This window comes from Gluconobacter sp. P5H9_a (assembly GCF_018812085.1).
In the GTDB taxonomy this organism is placed as follows: Bacteria; Pseudomonadota; Alphaproteobacteria; order Acetobacterales; family Acetobacteraceae; genus Gluconobacter.
This window is the reverse complement of record NZ_JACRVW010000017.1, coordinates 63,072-82,529: the sequence shown is the minus strand read 5'-3', so window position 1 is coordinate 82,529 and position 19,458 is coordinate 63,072. Positions and strand designations below refer to the sequence as shown.

Genomic DNA, 19,458 nt, shown 5'->3' with positions numbered 1-19,458 from the left:
AGAACGCATCTGGTTTTTCATTGGAGGAGCGGCCCTGTGCAACACCGCCCACAGCTCTTCTACACAACCGAGCCAGCACCATGCCCGTACCTGCCTGATCGCATGGAGCGCAAGGTTCTGACTGATCTTTCTGGTCCGAATGCTTCGGCATTGCATGACCGTCTGTCTCAGGCTGGCTTCCGGCGCAGCCACACAATTGCCTATGCACCGGTCTGCATTGACTGCCGGGCCTGCAAGCCATTGCGTCTTCCTGTAGGACTCTTCACGCCTTCGCGTGCCCAGAAGCGCGTCTGGAAGCATCACGAAAATACCAATGCTGTCATCATGCCACCGGTACCAACGCACGAGCAGTTCGCCCTGTTCCAGGCTTATCAGGAAAGTCGCCATACAGATGGCGATATGGCGCATATGTCCTGGCAGGACTATGTCGAACTGATTTCCAACACGCCCGTGGAAACGGTTGTCGTAGAATTTCGAACTCCGGAAGGCCAACTCGTCTGCGTTAGCTTAGTAGACATCATGTCTGATGGACTTTCCGCAGTTTATACGTTCTACGATACATCCAGCCCGACGGCCTCCTGGGGAACCTATTCAATCCTGACGCTGATTAATCTGACCAAGCGGCGCGGAAGCCTTCACCTCTATCTGGGCTATTACGTCCCCGGCAGCCGGAAAATGGCTTACAAGGCCACCTTCCGTCCGGCTGAGATCTTCCAGGGCGGTCACTGGGAAACGTTGGCCGCACCGGTCTGACATCAGCTGGGTTTGCGCAGGATCCATTGCGGGGCGGCACGCCCAACTGCACCGCGCCGTCCTTCAAGCGGGGCCAGATCAGCAGCAGGTCGTACACGCTGCCCGGGCTGCCACAGAAGGCCCTCTTCAAGCGTAAACGCTCGAAGATCCCGCAATGTGCTATCTCCCAGCTTCTGCAGAGAGACGCCTGACCCACGCGTCATCTCAGGAACCTGCTCCATTGGGAAAATAAGAACGCGCTTGTTATGCCCAACCGCCAGAACATGCGTTCCAACTGCCGGAATACAGGCAAAAACGCTTTCCCCATCCTTGACGTTAAACACCTGCTTACCTGTCCGCTTTTCAGCAACGATACCGGCCTCAGAGACAATCATGCCACGCCCGCTTTCGGACGCGATCAGGCGTCTGCCATCTTCCGTCACGGGGAACATCGCCACGATGCGTTCTTCCTGTGCGATATCCATCAGCGTCCGCACTGGCTGACCGAAACCACGCCCGCGGGGTAGATCCGCAGCCTTGAGTGTGAACGCCTTTCCGCCACTGGCAATCAGGCAAACCCGGTCTGTGCTCTGACACTCCGCCATCAGTCCTGGTGAATCGCCTTCCTTAAATCGATGGCCTTCCGGGTCCAATCCGTGACCTTTCATGGCCCGTATCCAGCCTTCGCTGGACAGCAGGATTGTCAGAGGCTCACGATCAACCTCCAGAGCCGCTGAAATATCGATGGCTTTGGGCGGTTCAGCAATTGTTGTCCGGCGATCACCTAGTGGGCCACTGCCGAATTTTTTAATCGTGGCGTCCAGATCTTTGCCGATCCGTGTCCAGCGCCGCTTTTCAGACCCCAGAAGGGTTTCAAGAGACTTCCGCTCATCCGCCAGCGCATCACGTTCTTTGCGGATTTCCATCTCTTCCAGGCGCCGCAAAGAGCGCAGACGCATATTCAACACGGCTTCCGCCTGAATATCCGTCAATGTGAAGGTCTTCATAAGGCAGACCTTGGGCTCATCCTCTTCTCTGATGATGCGGATAACCTCATCAAGATTCAGATAAACCGCCAGAAAGCCGTCAAGAATTTCCAGTCGACGCAGGACTGCCGCAAGGCGATGGTTGGAACGTCGAACCAGCACTTCATGCACATGTGCCAGCCAAGCCTGAATGACCTGCTTGATCGACAGAACACCCGGTACACGATCCCCGCCAAGAACGTTCATGTTCAGACTGAACCGGCTCTCAAGTGCCGTGTTGCGGAACATCGTCTCCATCAGGACCTCAGGATCACATCCCTTGGTCTTGGGCTCCAGCACCAGCCGGATTTCCATGGTGCTTTCATCCCGGACATCTCCGAGCAAGGGCAGCTTACGCTGCTCCATCAACTCGGCAATCTGTTCGATCAGCCGGGATTTCTGCACCTGATAGGGAATTTCAGTGACGACAATGCACCACGTACCGAAACGTCCCTGTTCAACTTCCCAGCGCGCCCGTGTCCGGAAACTGCCTCGGCCAGTTTCGTAAGACCGGATAATCGAATCCCGATCTTCCACCAGAATGCCACCGGTCGGGAAGTCAGGGCCTGGGATGTAATCGACAAGTTCCGCAACTGTTGCTTCAGGCTTTTCAATCAGCAGCTTTGCAGCTCGGCAGATTTCACCAGCATTGTGAGGCGGAATGCTTGTCGCCATGCCCACCGCAATACCCGCGGAGCCATTGGCCAGAAGGTTCGGGAACGTCCCAGGCAGAACGATCGGTTCGTGATCTTCGTTGTCGTAGGTCGGCCGGAAGTCGACAGCATCATCGTTGATGCCATCCAGCAGCGTCTGGGCAATCTCCGTCAGGCGGCTTTCCGTGTATCGCATGGCAGCCGCGCCATCACCGTCGATGGAACCAAAGTTACCCTGCCCCTCCACCAACGGATAACGGACGGCAAAATCCTGCGCCAGACGCACCAGCGCTTCGTAAACGGACGCATCACCATGCGGATGAAACTTACCGATCACGTCACCGACGACACGTGCACACTTTTTAAACCCTGATGTGGGATCAAGGCGTAGCTGCTGCATCGCATAGAGGAGGCGCCGATGCACCGGCTTGAGACCATCACGCACATCCGGAAGGGACCGCGACATGATCGTCGACATCGCATACGCAATATATCGCTCGCTCAGAGCCTCCGCGAGCTTGGTATCCTCAATATGACCCGCCAGATCAACGCCCATGCACTTCCCCTTTTCTCCGCAGGAATTAGACACTGGCGCCCGCTTCTGTCCAGCGCCGCCCTCGTTCTTCTTTCGGCCTGTTCACCCTACCGGCCCATCCTCCATGAGGAAGATACACTGGCTCGCAGCGGCTTTGTCGCCCATCCAGCCGATACAACAGCCCGCTGGCAAATGATGAACCTGCTTCCTGCCAACACCATGACGTACCGCATGCAAGGCAATATTCCGGTCCTGCTCTATGCGGATCCGACAGCCTGTGGGTGCGTCTATATGGGCAATATGTCAGCTTACCACGCTTACCAGTCCGGCCACCATGTCTCTGCGAATGAAGAACAACGTATGACCGCAGAAATTAATCAGCATCCGGGATGGGACTGGTCAGTCTGGAACTGGCGCGCGGACCCGGATGTCGTCAGTGGCCTTCGCCCAGGTCCGGCTCAGGTGCAATACTGACCTCATCGCTCTGCAACTCGTTTGGCTCCGTCAATTTACGGACACGTTCAAAAAGCCTTTCGCGGGCTGCAGGCAATGGTTGATGCCGGACGCCAAAGACCCAGCGTGCCAGGAAATGACCTGTCAGGGTCATTCCCTGTAGCCATTCGTCAGGCAGGCCTTCTTCTTCGTCATGTCGGAGGAAGGCCGGAAGCGGCAATAGACGGTCCCGCCATTCTCCTGCTCCCGCAACGCTGACAGCCCGGCCAGATCGTGGAGAGACAAAATCCAGATCTTCAGTCGTCTCCGTAACTGCACAGGTCGAAAGATCCAGACCGTACCCAAGGCCACCGAGCAGTTCACGTTCCCAGCGAATATAGGCCGCCATGGGAGGCGGCTCGGGAGCAACAGCAATCAATGTAAGTAGACGGATCAAGCGCATGAAAAGCTCAGGATGAGGCTCACCCTGTGGGAGCGCCCCGTCAGCGAGGGCACATGCACTACTGACCATCGCCAGTTGCAACGGCAAGTCCAGCAATCTGGCTCCCACACTTTGCACCGGCTCGGCAGTCACACCTCCAAGTTGATCAGACAACCGGGCGCGCCATCGGGCCATAACAAGATTACCGGTTTGCCAGAGCGAGGCCTGTTTCCGTGAACCACCACCACGGACCATTCCATGCGAAACACCGTGCTCTTCGCTCAATAAGTGAACAAGTGCGCTGCCTTCACCGTAGGGTCGAACGGAGAGAACAAGCGCAGCGGCTTCCCATTCCATCATTGCAAAGCAGCCCCACAGCCCCTGAAAACAGAAAAACTCCCGCACGATAACCATGCGGGAGTTTCCAGTCTCTCGTATTCAACTGAACAGGCAAGCCCATCAGCCGGAAAAAGAAAGATCTTACTTCGTGCCAGCAGCAGCAGCCACTTCAGCAGCGAAGTCGTTTTCTTCCTTTTCGATGCCTTCGCCAAGCTGGAAGCGCTCGAAACCAATCAGCTTCGCGCCAGCCTTCTCAACGACCTTGGACACGCGGCTTTCGCCGTCCAGTACCCAGACCTGCTCAAGAAGAACAACTTCTTCGTAGAACTTGCGGACACGACCTTCGACCATCTTTTCGATGATGGCTTCCGGCTTGCCGGACTCACGAGCCTGCTCGATCAGAACAGCGCGCTCACGCTCCAGAGATTCCGGATCAACGCTTGCAACGTCCAGAGCAGCCGGACGGGTTGCAGCAACGTGCATACCAATCTGGCGGCCAAGCGTCAGAATGGCTTCGCTCTCGGACGGTGCTTCAAGAGCAGCCAGAACGCCGATTTTGCCAATGCCCGGACGCAGTGCACTGTGCACGTAGCTTGCGACAACGCCGGTCTCTACGGACAGAACCTTGGCGCGACGGATGGACATGTTTTCACCGATCGTAGCGATCAGATGCGTCAGTTCGTCTGCAACCGTACGGCCAGACGGAACCTTGGAAGCCTTGATGGTTTCCAGGTCATCACCAACTTCCAGAGCAACCTGAGCAACCTGCTCAACGAAAGCCTGGAATGCTTCGTTACGGCCAACAAAGTCCGTCTCGGCATTGACTTCGACCATAGCGGCACGGTTCGGGCCGGAAACAACGCCAACCAGACCTTCTGCCGTGGTACGGCCAGACTTCTTGGCAGCCTGGGACAGGCCCTTCGTGCGCAGCCAGTCGATGGCGGCTTCCATGTCGCCAGAGGCTTCAGTCAGAGCCTTCTTGCAATCCATCATGCCTGCGCCGGTGCTTTCGCGTAGCTCGCGAACCAGGGCTGCGGTGATCTCTGCCATGTTCTCTTATCCCTCGAAAAGATCATGCGGCCGAGCGTAAACGCCCGACCGCATGCATGTTTTTCAGTTGCCGTGCCATCAGAGAGAACACGGCACGCTGTCTCAGTTAGCGGCTGGAGCCTGCTCACCTTCGGCGACGGCAGCTTCAAGAACTGCGGTCTCAGCCGGAAGCTCTTCTTCAGCGCCGATATCGTGGCCGGAAGCGGCCAGCTCAGCAGAAATGCCGTCCAGAACTGCGCCAGAAATCAGGTCACAGTACAGGGTGATGGCGCGGATAGCGTCGTCGTTGCCCGGGATCGGGTACGTGACACCGGCCGGGTTGGAGTTGCTGTCCAGAATGCCAATGACCGGAATGCCGAGCTTGTTGGCTTCTTCAACAGCCAGCTTTTCCTTGTTCGTGTCGATCACGAAAATCAGGTCAGGCAGGCCGCCCATTTCCTTGATACCGCCGAGGGAGCGCTCGAGCTTCTCACGGTCACGCGTGATGTCGAGAACTTCCTTCTTCGTCAGACCAGCCGTGTCACCGGACAGCATATCGTCGATCTGGCGCAGACGCTTGATGGAACCCGTAATGGTCTTCCAGTTCGTCAGCATGCCGCCGAGCCAGCGGTGGTTCACGTAGTACTGGCCGCAACGCTGAGCAGCTTCAGCAACATGCTCAGCAGCAGCGCGCTTCGTTCCAACGAAAAGAACGCGACCACCGTTTGCAACCGTCTCGCGGACCAGCTTCAGGGCGCGGTCCAGCAGGGGAACGGTCTGCTGCAGATCGATAATGTGGACCTGATTGCGAATACCAAACAGGTACGGCGCCATTGCAGGGTTCCAACGGCGCGTGTGGTGACCGAAGTGAACGCCGGCTTCAAGGAGCTGGCGCATGGTGAATTCTGGCATTGCCATGATTCAAATTCCTAGCATCTGGTTAGACCTCCGCATGACGACGTCCCTTGCGGAACACCAGAAAACCTCATGGTCATGCGTGCGGATTGTCCGCCAACCTCCTTGAAGGGAAGAAAACGGACGAGCGCGATATGGCTGATACGCGCCCTTATTGCAAGAATTTTCTCTGGTTTATCGCTGTTCAGCCTTCTCTACGCCACGGATGGTTCGCATCCGCTCAGCCAACCGAGGCGTCACGCGATATGTCCCGGGCAGAAGGATTTCCACATCCTGGGTCTCTTCCAGAGAAGGAAGCAGTACGACACGCCCATGTCCGCCACGCATTTCTTCAAGCATTTCGGAAAGACTGGGCAAAGCGGCTGACTGGCGGAGCCACACACGCATTTCAGACCGCTCAGCCGCGGCTGCGACCTCCAGATCCATGACGCTCTGTGCCGTGATCCGCAGAGCGTCCCCGTCCAGTTTGAGTTCAGCCTGCACAAGAATAGCTTGCCCTGCGACCAAGAGATCCCGGCAGGACATCAATGTCTCAGCGAAGAGCGTGACTTCACAGCCACCGCCACTATCCGAAAGATTAACCCACGCCATCTTCTTGCCAGTTCGGGTAGGACGCTCTTTCTTATCCACGACGCATCCAGCGATCTTGACGCGGGTACTTCCTGTTTTTGCAGCATTTTCCAGTGCGTTCGACGGCGTGACACCCAAGCGCCTGAGAACCGTACGGTATGCGTCCAGAGGATGGGCGCTCATATGGAAACCAATAGCAGACGCTTCCAGCGAGAGACGTTCGAAATCCGGCCAAGGGCGCCCCTCATTCAGACGGAGAATTTCCCGCTCCTGTCCGCTCCCGCCAAACAGACCCGTCTGACCAACCTGCTGTTCCTGCGCTCTCGCCTGCGCCCGGCGGATGAGGATGTCCGCACTCGCAAATACAGTGTGACGATCTTTAAGAAGACTATCAAAAGCTCCTGATTTTGCGAGATTTTCTATCTGAATTTTGTTGATGCTTTTAGGGTCACATCGCTCTGCAAAATCTGTCAGATCTTTGAAAGGACGGTCTCCGCGAATTGCTACCACCGCCTCCATGGCGGCAGTCCCTACGCGCTTGATGGCTGAAAGCGCATAACGAATACCCTGACGCCCGTCCTCCAGTGTCTCAATGGAAAAATCTGCCATTGAACGATTGATATCAACAGGAAGTACCGAAATTTTCATACGCTTTGCTTCCTGACAAAGCGCAGCGAGTTTATCCGTCTTTTCCCGCGCCAGAGACATACAGCCGGCAAGGAATGCGACTGGATGGTTCGCCTTCATCCAGGCCGTTTGATACGAAACCAGAGCATAGGCAGCGGCATGTGATTTGTTAAAGCCATAGTCCGCAAAACGAGCCATAAGATCAAAGACTTCTACGGCTTTATCTTTTGGAATTCCTCGGGCCGTAGCGCCATCAGTGAAGATCTCGCGTTGCTTCTCCATTTCAGACGCAATCTTCTTGCCCATGGCGCGTCTCAGAAGGTCAGCACCACCAAGGCTGTAGCCTGCCATTTTCTGAGCGATCTGCATGACCTGTTCCTGGTAGACCATGATTCCATAGGTCTCTTCCAGAATATCCCGAATTTCTTCGTGAGGCGGCTCCCATGCCTCGCCATGTTTACGCCGACAATAGTCCGGAATGTTGGCCATCGGCCCTGGTCGATACAACGACACACCGGCAATCAGATCTTCCAGACGGCTGGCGGCCATCTGTTTGAGCATGTCGCGCATGCCCGCGCCTTCAAACTGGAAGACACCAGCCGTATCTCCCTTCGCGAGCATTTCAAAAGTCTTTTTATCGTCTAATGGAATCCGTGAGAGATCGACGATAATTCCTTGTTCTTTAAGGAAATCCAGACCACGCTTTAGTATGGTTAATGTCGTCAGACCAAGGAAGTCGAACTTGACCAGTCCGGCCTGCTCAACAAACTTCATGTTATACTGGGTGACCAGCATGTCGCTCTTCGGGTCTCGATAAAGCGGCACCAGCTCGACCAGTTCTCGGTCACCAATCACGACGCCTGCAGCATGTGTTGAGGCGTGCCGATAGAGACCTTCAAGCTGAAGAGCAATTTCCAGAAGCCGTTTTAAAGCTTCATCGCTGTCTCGCATCTCTTGCAGGCGCGGTTCGCCCTCAATCGCCTGCGCCAGCGTCACTGGTTTGGCAGGATTATTCGGGATCAGTTCTGCAACGCGGTTAACCATGCCGTAAGGCAAACCAAGTACACGACCAACGTCACGGACGGCAGCTTTGGCCTGAAGTTTACCGAAGGTAATGATCTGAGCGACACGGCTTCCACCGTATTCCTCACGGACATAGCGGATAACTTCGTCTCGCCGGTCCTGACAGAAGTCGATATCAAAGTCAGGCATCGAGACACGTTCCGGGTTCAGGAAGCGCTCGAACAACAAGCCAAAGGGTAGCGGATCAATATCAGTGATGGTCAGTGCATAAGCCACCAGTGAGCCTGCACCCGATCCACGCCCAGGCCCGACGGGAATATCATGCGCTTTTGCCCACTGAATGAAGTCGGCAACGATCAGGAAGTAGCCGGGGAAGCCCATCTTCGCGATGATGTCGAGTTCAGTTTGCAGCCGATCTGAATAGATTTTTCGTTTATCTTCGTCCGCACTGATAGCTTCGAGGCGCTTTTCCAGCCCTTCCCATGCCATGGCACGAAGCGTTTCTTCTTCGGTTGAGCCCTCACGAACCTTCGGGCAAATCGGCAGAAGTGGCTTTCGCGTGCACGCAGCGATGGCACATTTCTGCGCAATAATGAGCGTATTGTCACAAGCTTCTGGCAGATCCTTGAAGATCTCCCGCATCTCAGCCGGCGTCTTGAACCAGGCCTGAGGAGAAACGTGCCAACGATCCGCTTCGGCCATCGTCCGCCCCTGCGCAATACAGATGAGCGCATCATGGGCTTCATGCATCTGCGGCGTCGGAAAGAAGCACTCATTGGTAGCCACAAGGGGAATATCAAGCTTGTCCGCGAGTGGGATCAGAACGCTTTCGATTTCGCGTTCACCCGCTGCGCCGAAGCGATTGAGTTCCACAGCAATATTACCCGGAAAAGCGTTTGCCAGACGACGCAGCAGTTCTTCTGCCTCACCTTTCTGCTCGTCGTAAATCAACCGATTGATCGGCCCACGATTGCCGCCAGTCAGAAGGAACAACCCATCGGCATGCTGGCACAGCACATCCACAGCGATTGTTGGATCAGCCGGATCACCGTTCAGAAAGCCCTCAGAAGACAGGATCTGGAGATTGGCCAGTCCCGTCTCGTTCCGGGCCAACACCACCAGCGGCTCAGAAGGAGCTCCGGGCTTGGTACTGCGCGATGGAAATGAGAGCTGACAGCCGACAATTGGCTGCACACCGCTGCTTCGGCAGTAAAGAGAAAATTCCAGAGCACCAAATAAGTTGCCACTGTCCGTCAATGCAACGGCAGGCATACCGTTCTTCACAGCCAGACTGACCAGATCTGGAATGCGAATGGCGCCCTGGCTCAGGGAGTAGGCTGAGTGATTACGGAGATGGACAAAATCGGCATGAGACATGCCTCTATTCTATCAGGACCGGCGAGCAGATACAGCGCTCTTCTTGCAGGTCACCTCAACTCAGAACGGTACGAGCTTCCCATCCCGTAACGTCACCGTCCGGTCCATACGGGCTGCAAGTTCCTGATTGTGCGTTGCAATCAGTGCTGCAACACCTTCCTCACGAACGGCACGCAATAGCTCATCAAAAACGTGATCAGACGTCCCAACATCCAGATTGCCGGTTGGCTCATCCGCAAGGAGAAGTTTTGGCCTGTTGGCTAATGCCCGCGCGATAGCAGTCCGCTGCTGCTCACCGCCAGACAGGCGGCCGGGCAAAGAATTCAGGCGATGAGACAATCCAAAACGTCCCAATAGATCTTCGGCACGCGCCTTCGCCACCTTTGCGGACACACCCGCAACCAACTGGGGCAACATGACATTCTCGCGTGCTGTGAACTCACCCAACAAATGGTGAAACTGATACACAAACCCGATTTGATCACGCCGCACAGCCGTGCGAACACTATCGCTCAATCCACTTACGGCCTTGCCACCAATGTAAACTGTACCTTCGGTTGGAGCTTCCAACAGGCCTGCAAGATGCAAAAGTGTAGATTTTCCGGTTCCACTCGGGGCTACAAGAGCCACGATTTCGCCAGGGTAAAGCGTAAACTCAGCACTCGATAGAATTTCGAGTGTTTCTTCACCTGACCGAAAACGACGCGTCAGATTTTCCAGCTTTAATGCTGGAACCTGTATCTCACTCATGACGCAACGCCTCAATCGGATCAGTTCGCGCGGCTCTCCAGGATGGATACAGCGTTGCGAGAAGAGAAAGCACCAGAGACATGGCAATTACTTCTCCAACCTGCGACCAGACCAGCTTCGCGGGAAGACGCTCGAGAAAGTAAACTTCCGGGTTGAACAGGTTGGTGCCGGTAAGAGACTGGAGCCACTGCCGGATGCGTTCGATATTCAGGGCAAACGCAATACCAAGGGCAGAACCAGCAGCCGTACCGACAATCCCGACGAAAGCGCCATTCATCAGAAAGATCCGCATGATTGCCCCCCGGCTCGCACCCAGAGTCCGCAACACGGCGATATCACGCGTCTTGTCCTTCACCATCATAATGAGGGACGAAATGACGTTAAAGGCTGCAACCAGAATGATGAGCGTCAAAATGAGGAACATAACGTTCTGCTCAACCGTCACGGCATCAAGGAAGCCGTTCGCGCTCTGCGTCCAGTCCAGAACCCGAAGACGCGGATCATCAAGGCGTTGCGCAATGGCCTGACGTGTGGGCTGAATATTCGAAGGATCGTTGGTTGAAACCTGAATCAAGGAGACGGCGCTCCCGAGCATCAGAAACTTCTGTGCGGCAGGGAGCGGCACCAAAACGATGTTCGAGTTGTAATCGTTCCAGTTGGCATCGAAGATGGCGGCCACATGGTACGTCTTCACGCGCGGCATCGTGCCAAACGGTGTGGCCTGGCCGTCCGGAGACAACAGGGTGATCGGAGAACCGACCGTCAGGCCAGCACGATCTGCCATGGTCGTCCCGATGGCAACAGCATCGTCGCCGGTAAAACGATCAATCGAACCGGAAATAATCCCGTTACTCAGAGCACGCCAATCACGAAGATCCTGCTGGGCGACACCCTGAACCTCTGCACCAGTTGAATACCGACCAGCTTCCACGAGCACAGTCCCCTGCGCCATGGGAATGACAGATTTCACTCCAGAAACAGAGCGGATAGCCTCGACGTCGTTCTGATAGGCTTCAATAGGGCGACCATAGCCAAACACAGTGAGATCACCGTGAAGACCCAGGATGCGCCCCATCAGATCGGCCTTAAACCCGTTCATCACCGACATCACGATGATGAGTGTGGCCACTCCGAGCGCAATTCCGACCAATGAGAAAACTGCAATGATCGAGGCGAAGCGTTCGCCACGGCGGGCACGCAGATAGCGCCCCGCCACCATACGCTCGAAGCGGCCAAACATCAGGCTGCTCCGATCTTGGCCAGCGCTTCAGCCACCGGCAGCTCGAACCGCTCACCATCTGCACGGCGCTTCAGTTCAACCTTGCCTTCCTTGGCACCACGAGGACCGACAATGATCTGCCAGGGATGACCCATCAGATCAGCATCGTTAAACTTCACGCCCGCGCGCTCGGAGCGATCATCGTACATGAAGTTCTCTGGATCAGCCCCGTAGATCTCTTCGCAGATAGCATCACAGGCTTCATCACCCGGACGAAGGTTAAGGATCGCAGCTTTGTACGGTGCGACAGAATCCGGCCAGATGATGCCCGCATCGTCGTGAGACGCTTCGATGATCGCACCCACCAGACGGGAGACACCGACGCCATAAGACCCCATGTGAGGCGAGAATTTCGTCCCGTCGGCACCGCTGACTTCGATACCCATGGATTCCGTGTACTTGGTGCCGAAGTAGAAGATGTGGCCAACTTCGATGCCACGCCCTTCCCGCTTCCGGTCATCCGGCACTTCCGCCCAGGCAGCCTCGTCGTGCTTCTCATCCGTTGCGGCATAGTGATCCGTCACGGAAGAGAAGAATGCGGCGAGATCTTCCTCGTTATCGCAGTCAACCGGACGGCCCAGCCAATCCTGCTCTTCAAGGGCAGCATCAAAGAATACGCCGCTTTCACCTGTTGGCGCGAGAACCAGGAACTCATGGCTGAGATCACCACCGATCGGCCCCGTATCTGCAACCATTGGCACAGCGCGAACGCCAAGACGCTGGAAAATCCGCAGATAGGACAGCATCATGCGGCGATAGCTGTTAACCGCCCCCTGATAGTCTGCATCGAAGGAATAGGCATCCTTCATGAGGAATTCACGACCACGCATCACACCGAAGCGCGGGCGAACCTCATCACGGAACTTCCACTGAATATGGTACAGCGCCTTGGGAAGCTGCTTATAGGAACTTACGGACGATCCGAAGATATCCGTGATCATTTCCTCGTTCGTCGGTCCGTAAAGCAGCTCACGACCATGACGGTCCTGAATGCGCAGCATCTCCGGACCATAAGCGTCATAACGCCCCGAACGACGCCACAGATCAGCAGACTGAAGCGTCGGCATCAGGACTTCCTGTGCGCCAATCGTATCCTGCTCTTCGCGGATGATCTGCTCGATGTTCCGAAGAACACGCAGGCCCGCTGGCAACCAGGCATAAATACCCGAGGAGGTCTGGCGAACCAGACCTGCACGTAGCATCAGGCGATGAGACGCAATTTGCGCCTCCGCCGGAACTTCCTTCAGCGTCGGCTGAAAGGCTTTACTCAGACGCATACTCTATTCTCTCAGACGCGCAGCAGATGAACATCGACAAGCGGACGCTTCTGGAGCTTGCGCCCCAGGGCACGGCGCAGGGCCGTCTTGGCCGCATCACGGAATGCCGTGTCGTCCTTTCGCAGTTCATCAGGAATTTCGTCAATAGAATCAGCGAATTCTTCCTGAATGCGAATGCTTTCCGGATCTTCCGATTCCAGAAGACCTGGCGCACTGATCTTTGGCTCACCGATCACATAGCCTTCGTCATCAACAGCGAAGCTCGCAAGAACCATGCCGTTGAAGAGCATCTTGCGGCGTGCCGCCAGAACACCACCCGTCATGGGCAGAAGACGACCGCCATCCAGCGCCAGGCGACCAGTCGGTGCCGTATCGACAACCTTCACTTCACCTGGAGACAGGTTCAGGATGTCGCCATCTTCCAACAGGATCGGATCAGAACCCATTTCATGAGCCAGAGCCGCGTGTGCCGTCAGATGACGCCATTCGCCATGCGTCGGAATGCTGTATTTCGGACGGACAATGCCATACAGAACGCGAATATCATCGCCCGTTGCATGACCGGACGTGTGAACCTTCGCGTCCTTGTCAGTCAGAACAGTCACACCACGACGGGACAGGTTGTCCTGCACAGCCATGACGGCCTGCTCATTCCCCGGAATGACGCGAGAGCTGTAAATGACCGTGTCACCCTCACCCAGCGAAATATTCGGATGAGTATCGGACGCGATACGGGACAGGGCAGAACGAGGCTCGCCCTGGCTTCCCGTGATGATCATCAGAAGGTTGTCATCATGGACGTCGCGTGCGTCCTGCTCCGTCAGGAACGGAGGCAGATCGCTGAAGTAACCGCACTCACGGGCAGCAGTTTCAAGATTACGCAGGGAACGGCCCACGATCATGACAGCACGACCAGCCGCCATGGCAGCCTTCGCAATGCTCTCAACGCGCGCCACGTTGCTGGCAAAGCACGTTACGGCCACACGCCCCTGAAGACTTGTGATCAGATCCGTCAAACCCTTGCGGACGTCCGCTTCGGACTCTGAGCGGCCTTCCTTCATGACGTTGGTGCTATCACCCACCATCGCCAGAACGCCTTCGTCACCCAGACGACGAAACTCTTCCAGATCAGTGACCGGGCCAACAAGCGGATTTTCGTCCAGCTTCCAGTCACCGGTATGAACGATCAGCCCATGGGGTGTTCGCAGAGCAACTGCCTGTGCCTCCGCGACAGAGTGCGTCACCGACACAAACTGAAGATCAAACGGGCCGACATGGAAGCGCGAGCCCGGCATCACCACATGAATTTTTACCTGATTAACCAGATGCGCTTCATGCAGCTTACGACGCAACACTGCGGCAGCAAACGGCGTGGCATAAACCGGGCAGCGCAAATAAGGCCAGAGATGGGCTACTGCACCCAGATGATCTTCATGGGCATGTGTGATGACCAGCCCACAAAGATCCTTTGCGCGGTCCGCGATAAACGTCGGGTCCGGCATCAGCACTTCAGCTTCAGGCGTGTCGTTACCTGAGAAGCCAATGCCGCAATCGATGGCGAGCCAGGTTTCCTTACTGTTTTTAGTGAGGCGGTAGAGATTGAAATTCATGCCGATCTCGCCCGTCCCGCCCAAAGGCAGGAAGGACAAACCGTCAGGTGTATCCGTCATAGTTATTCCTTACGTGTGTTACCATCATGAGCGATATTCATTGCCGAAAGCCTACATGCCTTCGGGGGAATTAGAGATCGGCAGGAGCGCATTGCGGTCCGCCAGAAGACGGAGGCCATCCAGGGTCAGATCCGGGGCCATCACGTCAAACAGGTTGGTGCCCTCTGAAAACAGAGGCGCAAGACCGCCTGTTGCAACAATCTTGGGGCGTCCGCCCATTTCTTCGGAAATTCTTCCTACGATCCCTTCAACCAGGCCAACATAGCCCCAGAAGAGTCCGGAACGCATGGCAACGCTTGTGCTTCGGCCAATTGCGTTCAGAGGGCGCCCGATGCTCATCCGTGGCAATCGAGCGGCCGCTCTGTGCAAGGCATCAATGGACAGATTGACGCCCGGAGCAATCGCCCCACCACAGTATTGACCGTATTCATTCACGACATCAAACGTTGTTGCCGTGCCAAAATCAACAACAATGAGCGGGCCACCATAAAAGTGCTGGGCTGCCAGACCGTTCAATCGACGATCCGCACCAAGTTCTGCCGGATTATCGACTAGTGCTTCAATGCCCCAATCCAAGCCAGCATTAGCCACAAGTGGCTCCACATCGAGCCACTGACGACAGAAACGCCGCAAATCATATAATGCTGCGGGAACAACAGTTCCGATAATCGCGCGTGTGACAGAAGCAGGCGTCAGCCCGATACGATCAAAAAGGCCCAGTAACCAAACGGCATATTCATCTGCTGTACGGGAGTCGCTGGTGGACATGCGCCACTGACCGATCCACGACTGGCCGTCGTGGACGGCAAACACAACGTTGGTGTTGCCAGCATCAATGACGAGAAGCACGTTCCGATCCGGTCCCTTTAACCCAGCAGGATATCACCTGTTACGACCGGTATGGTTTCACCACCCGGGAGAGCGAGAAGCAGTCGCCCCTGTTCATCCAACCCTGAMAATGAACCTGTTATATAAGTTTCACCACGCTGAACCGCAAGATGACGTCCCACCGGATGCGCTCTTTCGAGCCATGCCCGACGAATGACTTCGAAACCATGATCATTCCACGCGGCAATCCAGCGGTCCATTTCCGCCGTCAGTGCCTCGCCAAACTTGATGGGATCGACTGCAGGAGCGACTTCGGAAAGGGCTGCCAACTGACGACCAGGGACGTCAGGCGCCTGCGCCAGGTTTGCACCAATACCGACAACAACCCATCTGTTAGACGCAACACCGCCCGCCTCAATCAGAACTCCCGCCATTTTGCGTTCACTCAGGAGTAAATCATTCGGCCATTTCAGCAAAAATTCTGCTTTTGAAGGGCAGAAACTCTGCGCTGTTTCGTAAAGCGCCAAAGCGGTAAGAAACGGGCACGCAGTTAAAAAAAATTCAGGATTTTGCGGTTTGAACAACAGAGAAATTGCCAGATTACCGCCGGGATCTACCCAACTGCGACCTCGGGTTCCACGCCCTGATGTTTGGAAAAGTGCCTGAACGGCGAGCCTCTCGTGGGCTCCAGCCTCGGCTTTCTCTTTACAGAGATCGGAAGTCGATCCCAACGTCTCATAAACTTCGAAACGCCAGGCCATAGTCAAAAAAACAGTCTTCATGTGGTGGGCGATGACAGGATTGAACTGCCGACCCTCTCGGTGTAAACGAGACGCTCTACCGCTGAGCTAATCGCCCTCTGAAAACACGTGGCCTATATACACGGTTCTGAGCACCCGTAAAGGCACTCAGAACCAAAAAAGCGAAATTATTCGCTTACGGCGTCCTTAAGACCTTTGCCCGGCTTGAAACGGACAGAGGTGGATGCCGGAATGTCGATCTCTTCGCCCGTACGCGGGTTACGGCCCTTGGCGGCCTTACGCGTAGCGGTCACGAAGCTACCGAAACCAACCAGACGAACTTCCTGCTTCTTGGCAAGCGTCTTCTCGATCGTGCTGAACACCGCATCGACAACTTCGCTGGCCTTGGCCTTCGGAAGATCGGCGGCGTCAGCAACGGCGGCGATCAGTTCCTGCTTGTTGAGGGGCTTCTCCATGATGTGCCTTTCTGGTGTTAAGAGCACCTGAGCCAACCTCCGAAGAGTCTTGCGGCTCAGGCGCTTGTTCGATCTGCGGCCGCACTATGAAGCGCTTTTTGGCCGCGTCAACTGTTAGAATCGTATAAGAACCCAACCGTTAGTGCGGAAGTGCCCTTGGAGCCACTTTCTCAGCCGGAATTCCACCTACAGGATCGACATTTTCATCCCATTCGATCGCCTCAGGCATACGCGTGAGAGCAATTTTCAGAACGTCGTCGACGTGACTGACTGGAATAATCTTGAGAGCATGACGGACATTCTCAGGAACCTCGGCAAGATCCTTTTCATTATCCTTCGGGATAAGAACAGTTTTGATCCCTGCCCGAAGCGCTGCAAGCAGCTTTTCTTTCAAGCCACCAATTTCCAGCACACGACCACGCAGCGTAATCTCGCCCGTCATCGCCACATCTCTACGGATGGGAATCTGCGTCAGAATACTGACGAGAGACGTAGCAAGCGCGATACCTGCGGACGGACCGTCCTTTGGCGTAGCCCCTTCTGGAAGATGCACATGGATGTCGCGCTTCTCGAAGAGAGGTGGCCGGATGCCGAAGTCCTGGGCTCGTGATCGGACGTAAGACAGGGCGGCCGAGATGCTCTCCTGCATCACTTCCCCCAGCTTGCCAGTCTGCTTCACCTGCCCCTTCCCAGGCACCATGACGCTCTCAATCGTCAAGATCTCACCGCCGACCTGCGTCCAGGCAAGTCCGGTCACGACACCGACCATATCTTCCGTCTCAGTCTCACCATGACGGAAGCGACGGACACCTGCGTATTTTTCCAGGTTATCCGGCGTGATCTCAACGTGTGTCACACCCGTCGTAATGATTTCCTTCACGGCCTTACGAGCCAACCGGGCAATCTCACGCTCGAGATTTCTAACGCCCGCCTCACGCGTGTAGGACCGGATCAGCTCCAACAACGTCTCATCGGAAACAGACCATTCATCCGGCTTGAGATTGTGGGCCTCAGCCTGCTTTGACAGCAGATGACGACGCGCGATCTGGACCTTCTCATCTTCCGTGTATCCGGAAAGATTGATGATCTCCATACGATCCAACAGTGGCTGCGGCATGTTCAGGCTGTTAGCCGTCGTCACGAACATGACATCGGAGAGATCGTAATCGACTTCCAGATAGTGATCGGCAAACGTTGAGTTCTGCTCTGGGTCCAAGACCTCCAGAAGTGCAGACGAAGGATCGCCTCTCCAATCCGCGCCTAGCTTGTCGATCTCATCCAGCAGGAACAGCGGATTAGACGTTTTCGCTTTCTTCATGCCCTGAATAATTTTTCCAGGCATGGACCCGATATACGTCCGACGATGACCGCGAATTTCCGATTCGTCGCGCACACCACCCAGAGACATCCGAACGTACTGACGGCCCGTTGCCTTGGCGATTGACCGTGCGAGAGACGTTTTACCAACGCCCGGCGGCCCTACGAGGCACAGGATCGGTCCCTTAATCTTCTGGGAACGCGTCTGCACGGCAAGATACTCAAGGATACGCTCCTTGACCTTCTCCAGACCGTAATGTTCGGCTTCAAGCACACCTTCAGCGTGCGTGAACTCCTTGGTGATCTTGGAACGCTTTTTCCACGGAATACCCAACAGCCAGTCCAGATAATTCCGGACGACCGTGCTTTCCGCAGACATCGGGCTCATGCCACGGAGCTTTTTCAGCTCGGCATGGGCCTTTTCCTTGGCTTCACGGCTCAGGCGCGTCTTGTTGATCTTCTCTTCAAGCTCGGCAAGTTCGTCCTTGCCATCCTCGCCTTCCCCAAGCTCCTTCTGAATCGCTTTGAGCTGCTCATTGAGATAATATTCGCGCTGCGTCTTTTCCATCTGCCGCTTCACGCGGTTCCGGATACGCTTCTCAACCTGCAGAACACCAATCTCTGTCTCAATATGAGCAAAGACTTGCTCCAGACGCTGCTCAGCAGAGGCCATCTCAAGAATTTCCTGCTTTTCGGAAATCTTGAGATTCAGATGGCTGGCAATTGTGTCCGCCAGCTTTGACAGATCCTCGATCTGGTTGATCGAAACCATGACTTCAGGCGGGATTTTTTTGTTAAGCTTAATGTACTGCTCAAACTGGGAAACCGTTGAACGGCCAAGGGCTTCCAGATCGCTGCCCGGAGTAGCCGACAAAGGCTCCTCCGCAATTTCTTTCACTTCAGCTTCGAAGTGACCGTCCACGTCGAACAGACGCGTGATCTCAACACGGCGGGTTCCTTCGACCAGAACCTTAACGGTGCCGTCCGGCAGCTTCAGCAGCTGAAGGATGGTGGAAACCGTGCCGTAACGGTAAATGTCGTCAGCAGAAGGGTCATCCTGCGAAACATCTTTCTGCGCAACAAGCAGGATCTGCTTGCTGTCACGCGTGACCGTTTCCAGCGCCTTGACAGACTTTTCCCGGCCGACGAACAGCGGAACAATCATGTGTGGAAACACAACAATGTTCCGCAGCGGCAGTACAGCCATAACATCCGGACGCGAAGCCGGAGCGGCCTCAGGCACAGCCTCTACTGGAGCGGCAGCTTTGGCTCGCGGCTTGCGGACAGGCTTCTTTTCTACAACAGCAGCGTCGTCCACCTTCTTTGTGCGACGGCGCGTTTTAGGCTTGGTATCGTCAGTCATTCACTTGATCTCCATAGGGACGATCCCACGGCCTCCGCCTGCCTGGCAGCGCGAACACC

General features: G+C 55.6%; 15 protein-coding genes and 1 tRNA gene. 2 read left to right on the top strand and 14 right to left on the bottom strand.

The features are described from left to right. Positions 1–36: 36 nt before the first annotated feature. Entirely contained in the window at positions 37–753 is a 717-nt protein-coding gene (locus KP708_RS13400; protein WP_215750843.1) for an arginyltransferase, read from the top strand. A gap of 2 nt (positions 754–755) precedes the next feature. Here KP708_RS13400 and parC read toward each other — a convergent pair whose 3' ends face one another. After that, positions 756–2,966 (bottom strand): DNA topoisomerase IV subunit A, encoded by a 2,211-nt coding sequence (gene parC / locus KP708_RS13395; protein WP_211496928.1) that lies wholly within the window; start codon positions 2,964–2,966, stop codon positions 756–758. Between parC and KP708_RS13390 the strand changes: the two genes are divergently transcribed. Continuing rightward, positions 2,943–3,419, top strand: coding sequence for a hypothetical protein (locus tag KP708_RS13390; RefSeq protein ID WP_215750842.1), 477 nt, complete (start codon positions 2,943–2,945; stop codon positions 3,417–3,419). The genes parC and KP708_RS13390 overlap by 24 nt on opposite strands. Here KP708_RS13390 and recO read toward each other — a convergent pair. The 13 genes from recO to lon form a co-directional block, all read right to left on the bottom strand. Beyond that, on the bottom strand, positions 3,379–4,176 hold the full coding sequence (gene recO / locus KP708_RS13385) for a DNA repair protein RecO (protein WP_215750938.1): 798 nt from the start codon (positions 4,174–4,176) through the stop codon (positions 3,379–3,381). The genes KP708_RS13390 and recO overlap by 41 nt on opposite strands. Before the next feature lie 123 nt (positions 4,177–4,299). Continuing rightward, positions 4,300–5,208 (bottom strand): translation elongation factor Ts, encoded by a 909-nt coding sequence (gene tsf / locus KP708_RS13380; protein ID WP_046901436.1) that lies wholly within the window; start codon positions 5,206–5,208, stop codon positions 4,300–4,302. Between the two features lie 102 nt (positions 5,209–5,310). After that, a complete protein-coding gene (gene rpsB, locus KP708_RS13375; protein ID WP_046901435.1) occupies positions 5,311–6,105 on the bottom strand; it encodes a 30S ribosomal protein S2 in 795 nt (264 codons plus the stop codon). Positions 6,106–6,276: 171 nt separating this feature from the next. Continuing rightward, a complete protein-coding gene (gene dnaE / locus KP708_RS13370; RefSeq protein WP_215750841.1) occupies positions 6,277–9,699 on the bottom strand; it encodes a DNA polymerase III subunit alpha in 3,423 nt (1,140 codons plus the stop codon). Between the two features lie 60 nt (positions 9,700–9,759). Further along, positions 9,760–10,449: an ABC transporter ATP-binding protein gene (locus KP708_RS13365; protein ID WP_215750840.1), complete on the bottom strand. Its 690-nt coding sequence runs from the start codon at positions 10,447–10,449 to the stop codon at positions 9,760–9,762. Further along, positions 10,442–11,689 (bottom strand): lipoprotein-releasing ABC transporter permease subunit, encoded by a 1,248-nt coding sequence (locus tag KP708_RS13360; RefSeq protein ID WP_215750839.1) that lies wholly within the window; start codon positions 11,687–11,689, stop codon positions 10,442–10,444. Before KP708_RS13360 ends, KP708_RS13365 begins: the two co-directional genes overlap by 8 nt. Beyond that, positions 11,689–13,005 carry a proline--tRNA ligase gene (gene proS, locus KP708_RS13355; RefSeq protein WP_099212244.1) on the bottom strand — a complete coding sequence of 439 codons (1,317 nt, stop codon included), beginning with the start codon at positions 13,003–13,005 and terminating at the stop codon, positions 11,689–11,691. Before proS ends, KP708_RS13360 begins: the two co-directional genes overlap by 1 nt. 11 nt (positions 13,006–13,016) lie before the next feature. Beyond that, entirely contained in the window at positions 13,017–14,675 is a 1,659-nt protein-coding gene (locus KP708_RS13350; RefSeq protein ID WP_064273152.1) for a ribonuclease J, read from the bottom strand. A gap of 51 nt (positions 14,676–14,726) precedes the next feature. Continuing rightward, positions 14,727–15,524: a type III pantothenate kinase gene (locus KP708_RS13345; protein WP_046901429.1), complete on the bottom strand. Its 798-nt coding sequence runs from the start codon at positions 15,522–15,524 to the stop codon at positions 14,727–14,729. Between the two features lie 17 nt (positions 15,525–15,541). Beyond that, complete coding sequence (locus KP708_RS13340; protein ID WP_215757196.1) at positions 15,542–16,264, bottom strand: biotin--[acetyl-CoA-carboxylase] ligase; 723 nt, start codon at positions 16,262–16,264, stop codon at positions 15,542–15,544. Positions 16,265–16,286: 22 nt separating this feature from the next. After that, positions 16,287–16,361, bottom strand: a tRNA-Val gene (locus tag KP708_RS13335). 70 nt (positions 16,362–16,431) lie between these two features. Then, entirely contained in the window at positions 16,432–16,719 is a 288-nt protein-coding gene (locus KP708_RS13330; protein ID WP_007282110.1) for an HU family DNA-binding protein, read from the bottom strand. Between the two features lie 139 nt (positions 16,720–16,858). Continuing rightward, positions 16,859–19,399 (bottom strand): endopeptidase La, encoded by a 2,541-nt coding sequence (gene lon, locus KP708_RS13325; protein ID WP_215750837.1) that lies wholly within the window; start codon positions 19,397–19,399, stop codon positions 16,859–16,861. Positions 19,400–19,458: the final 59 nt, after the last annotated feature.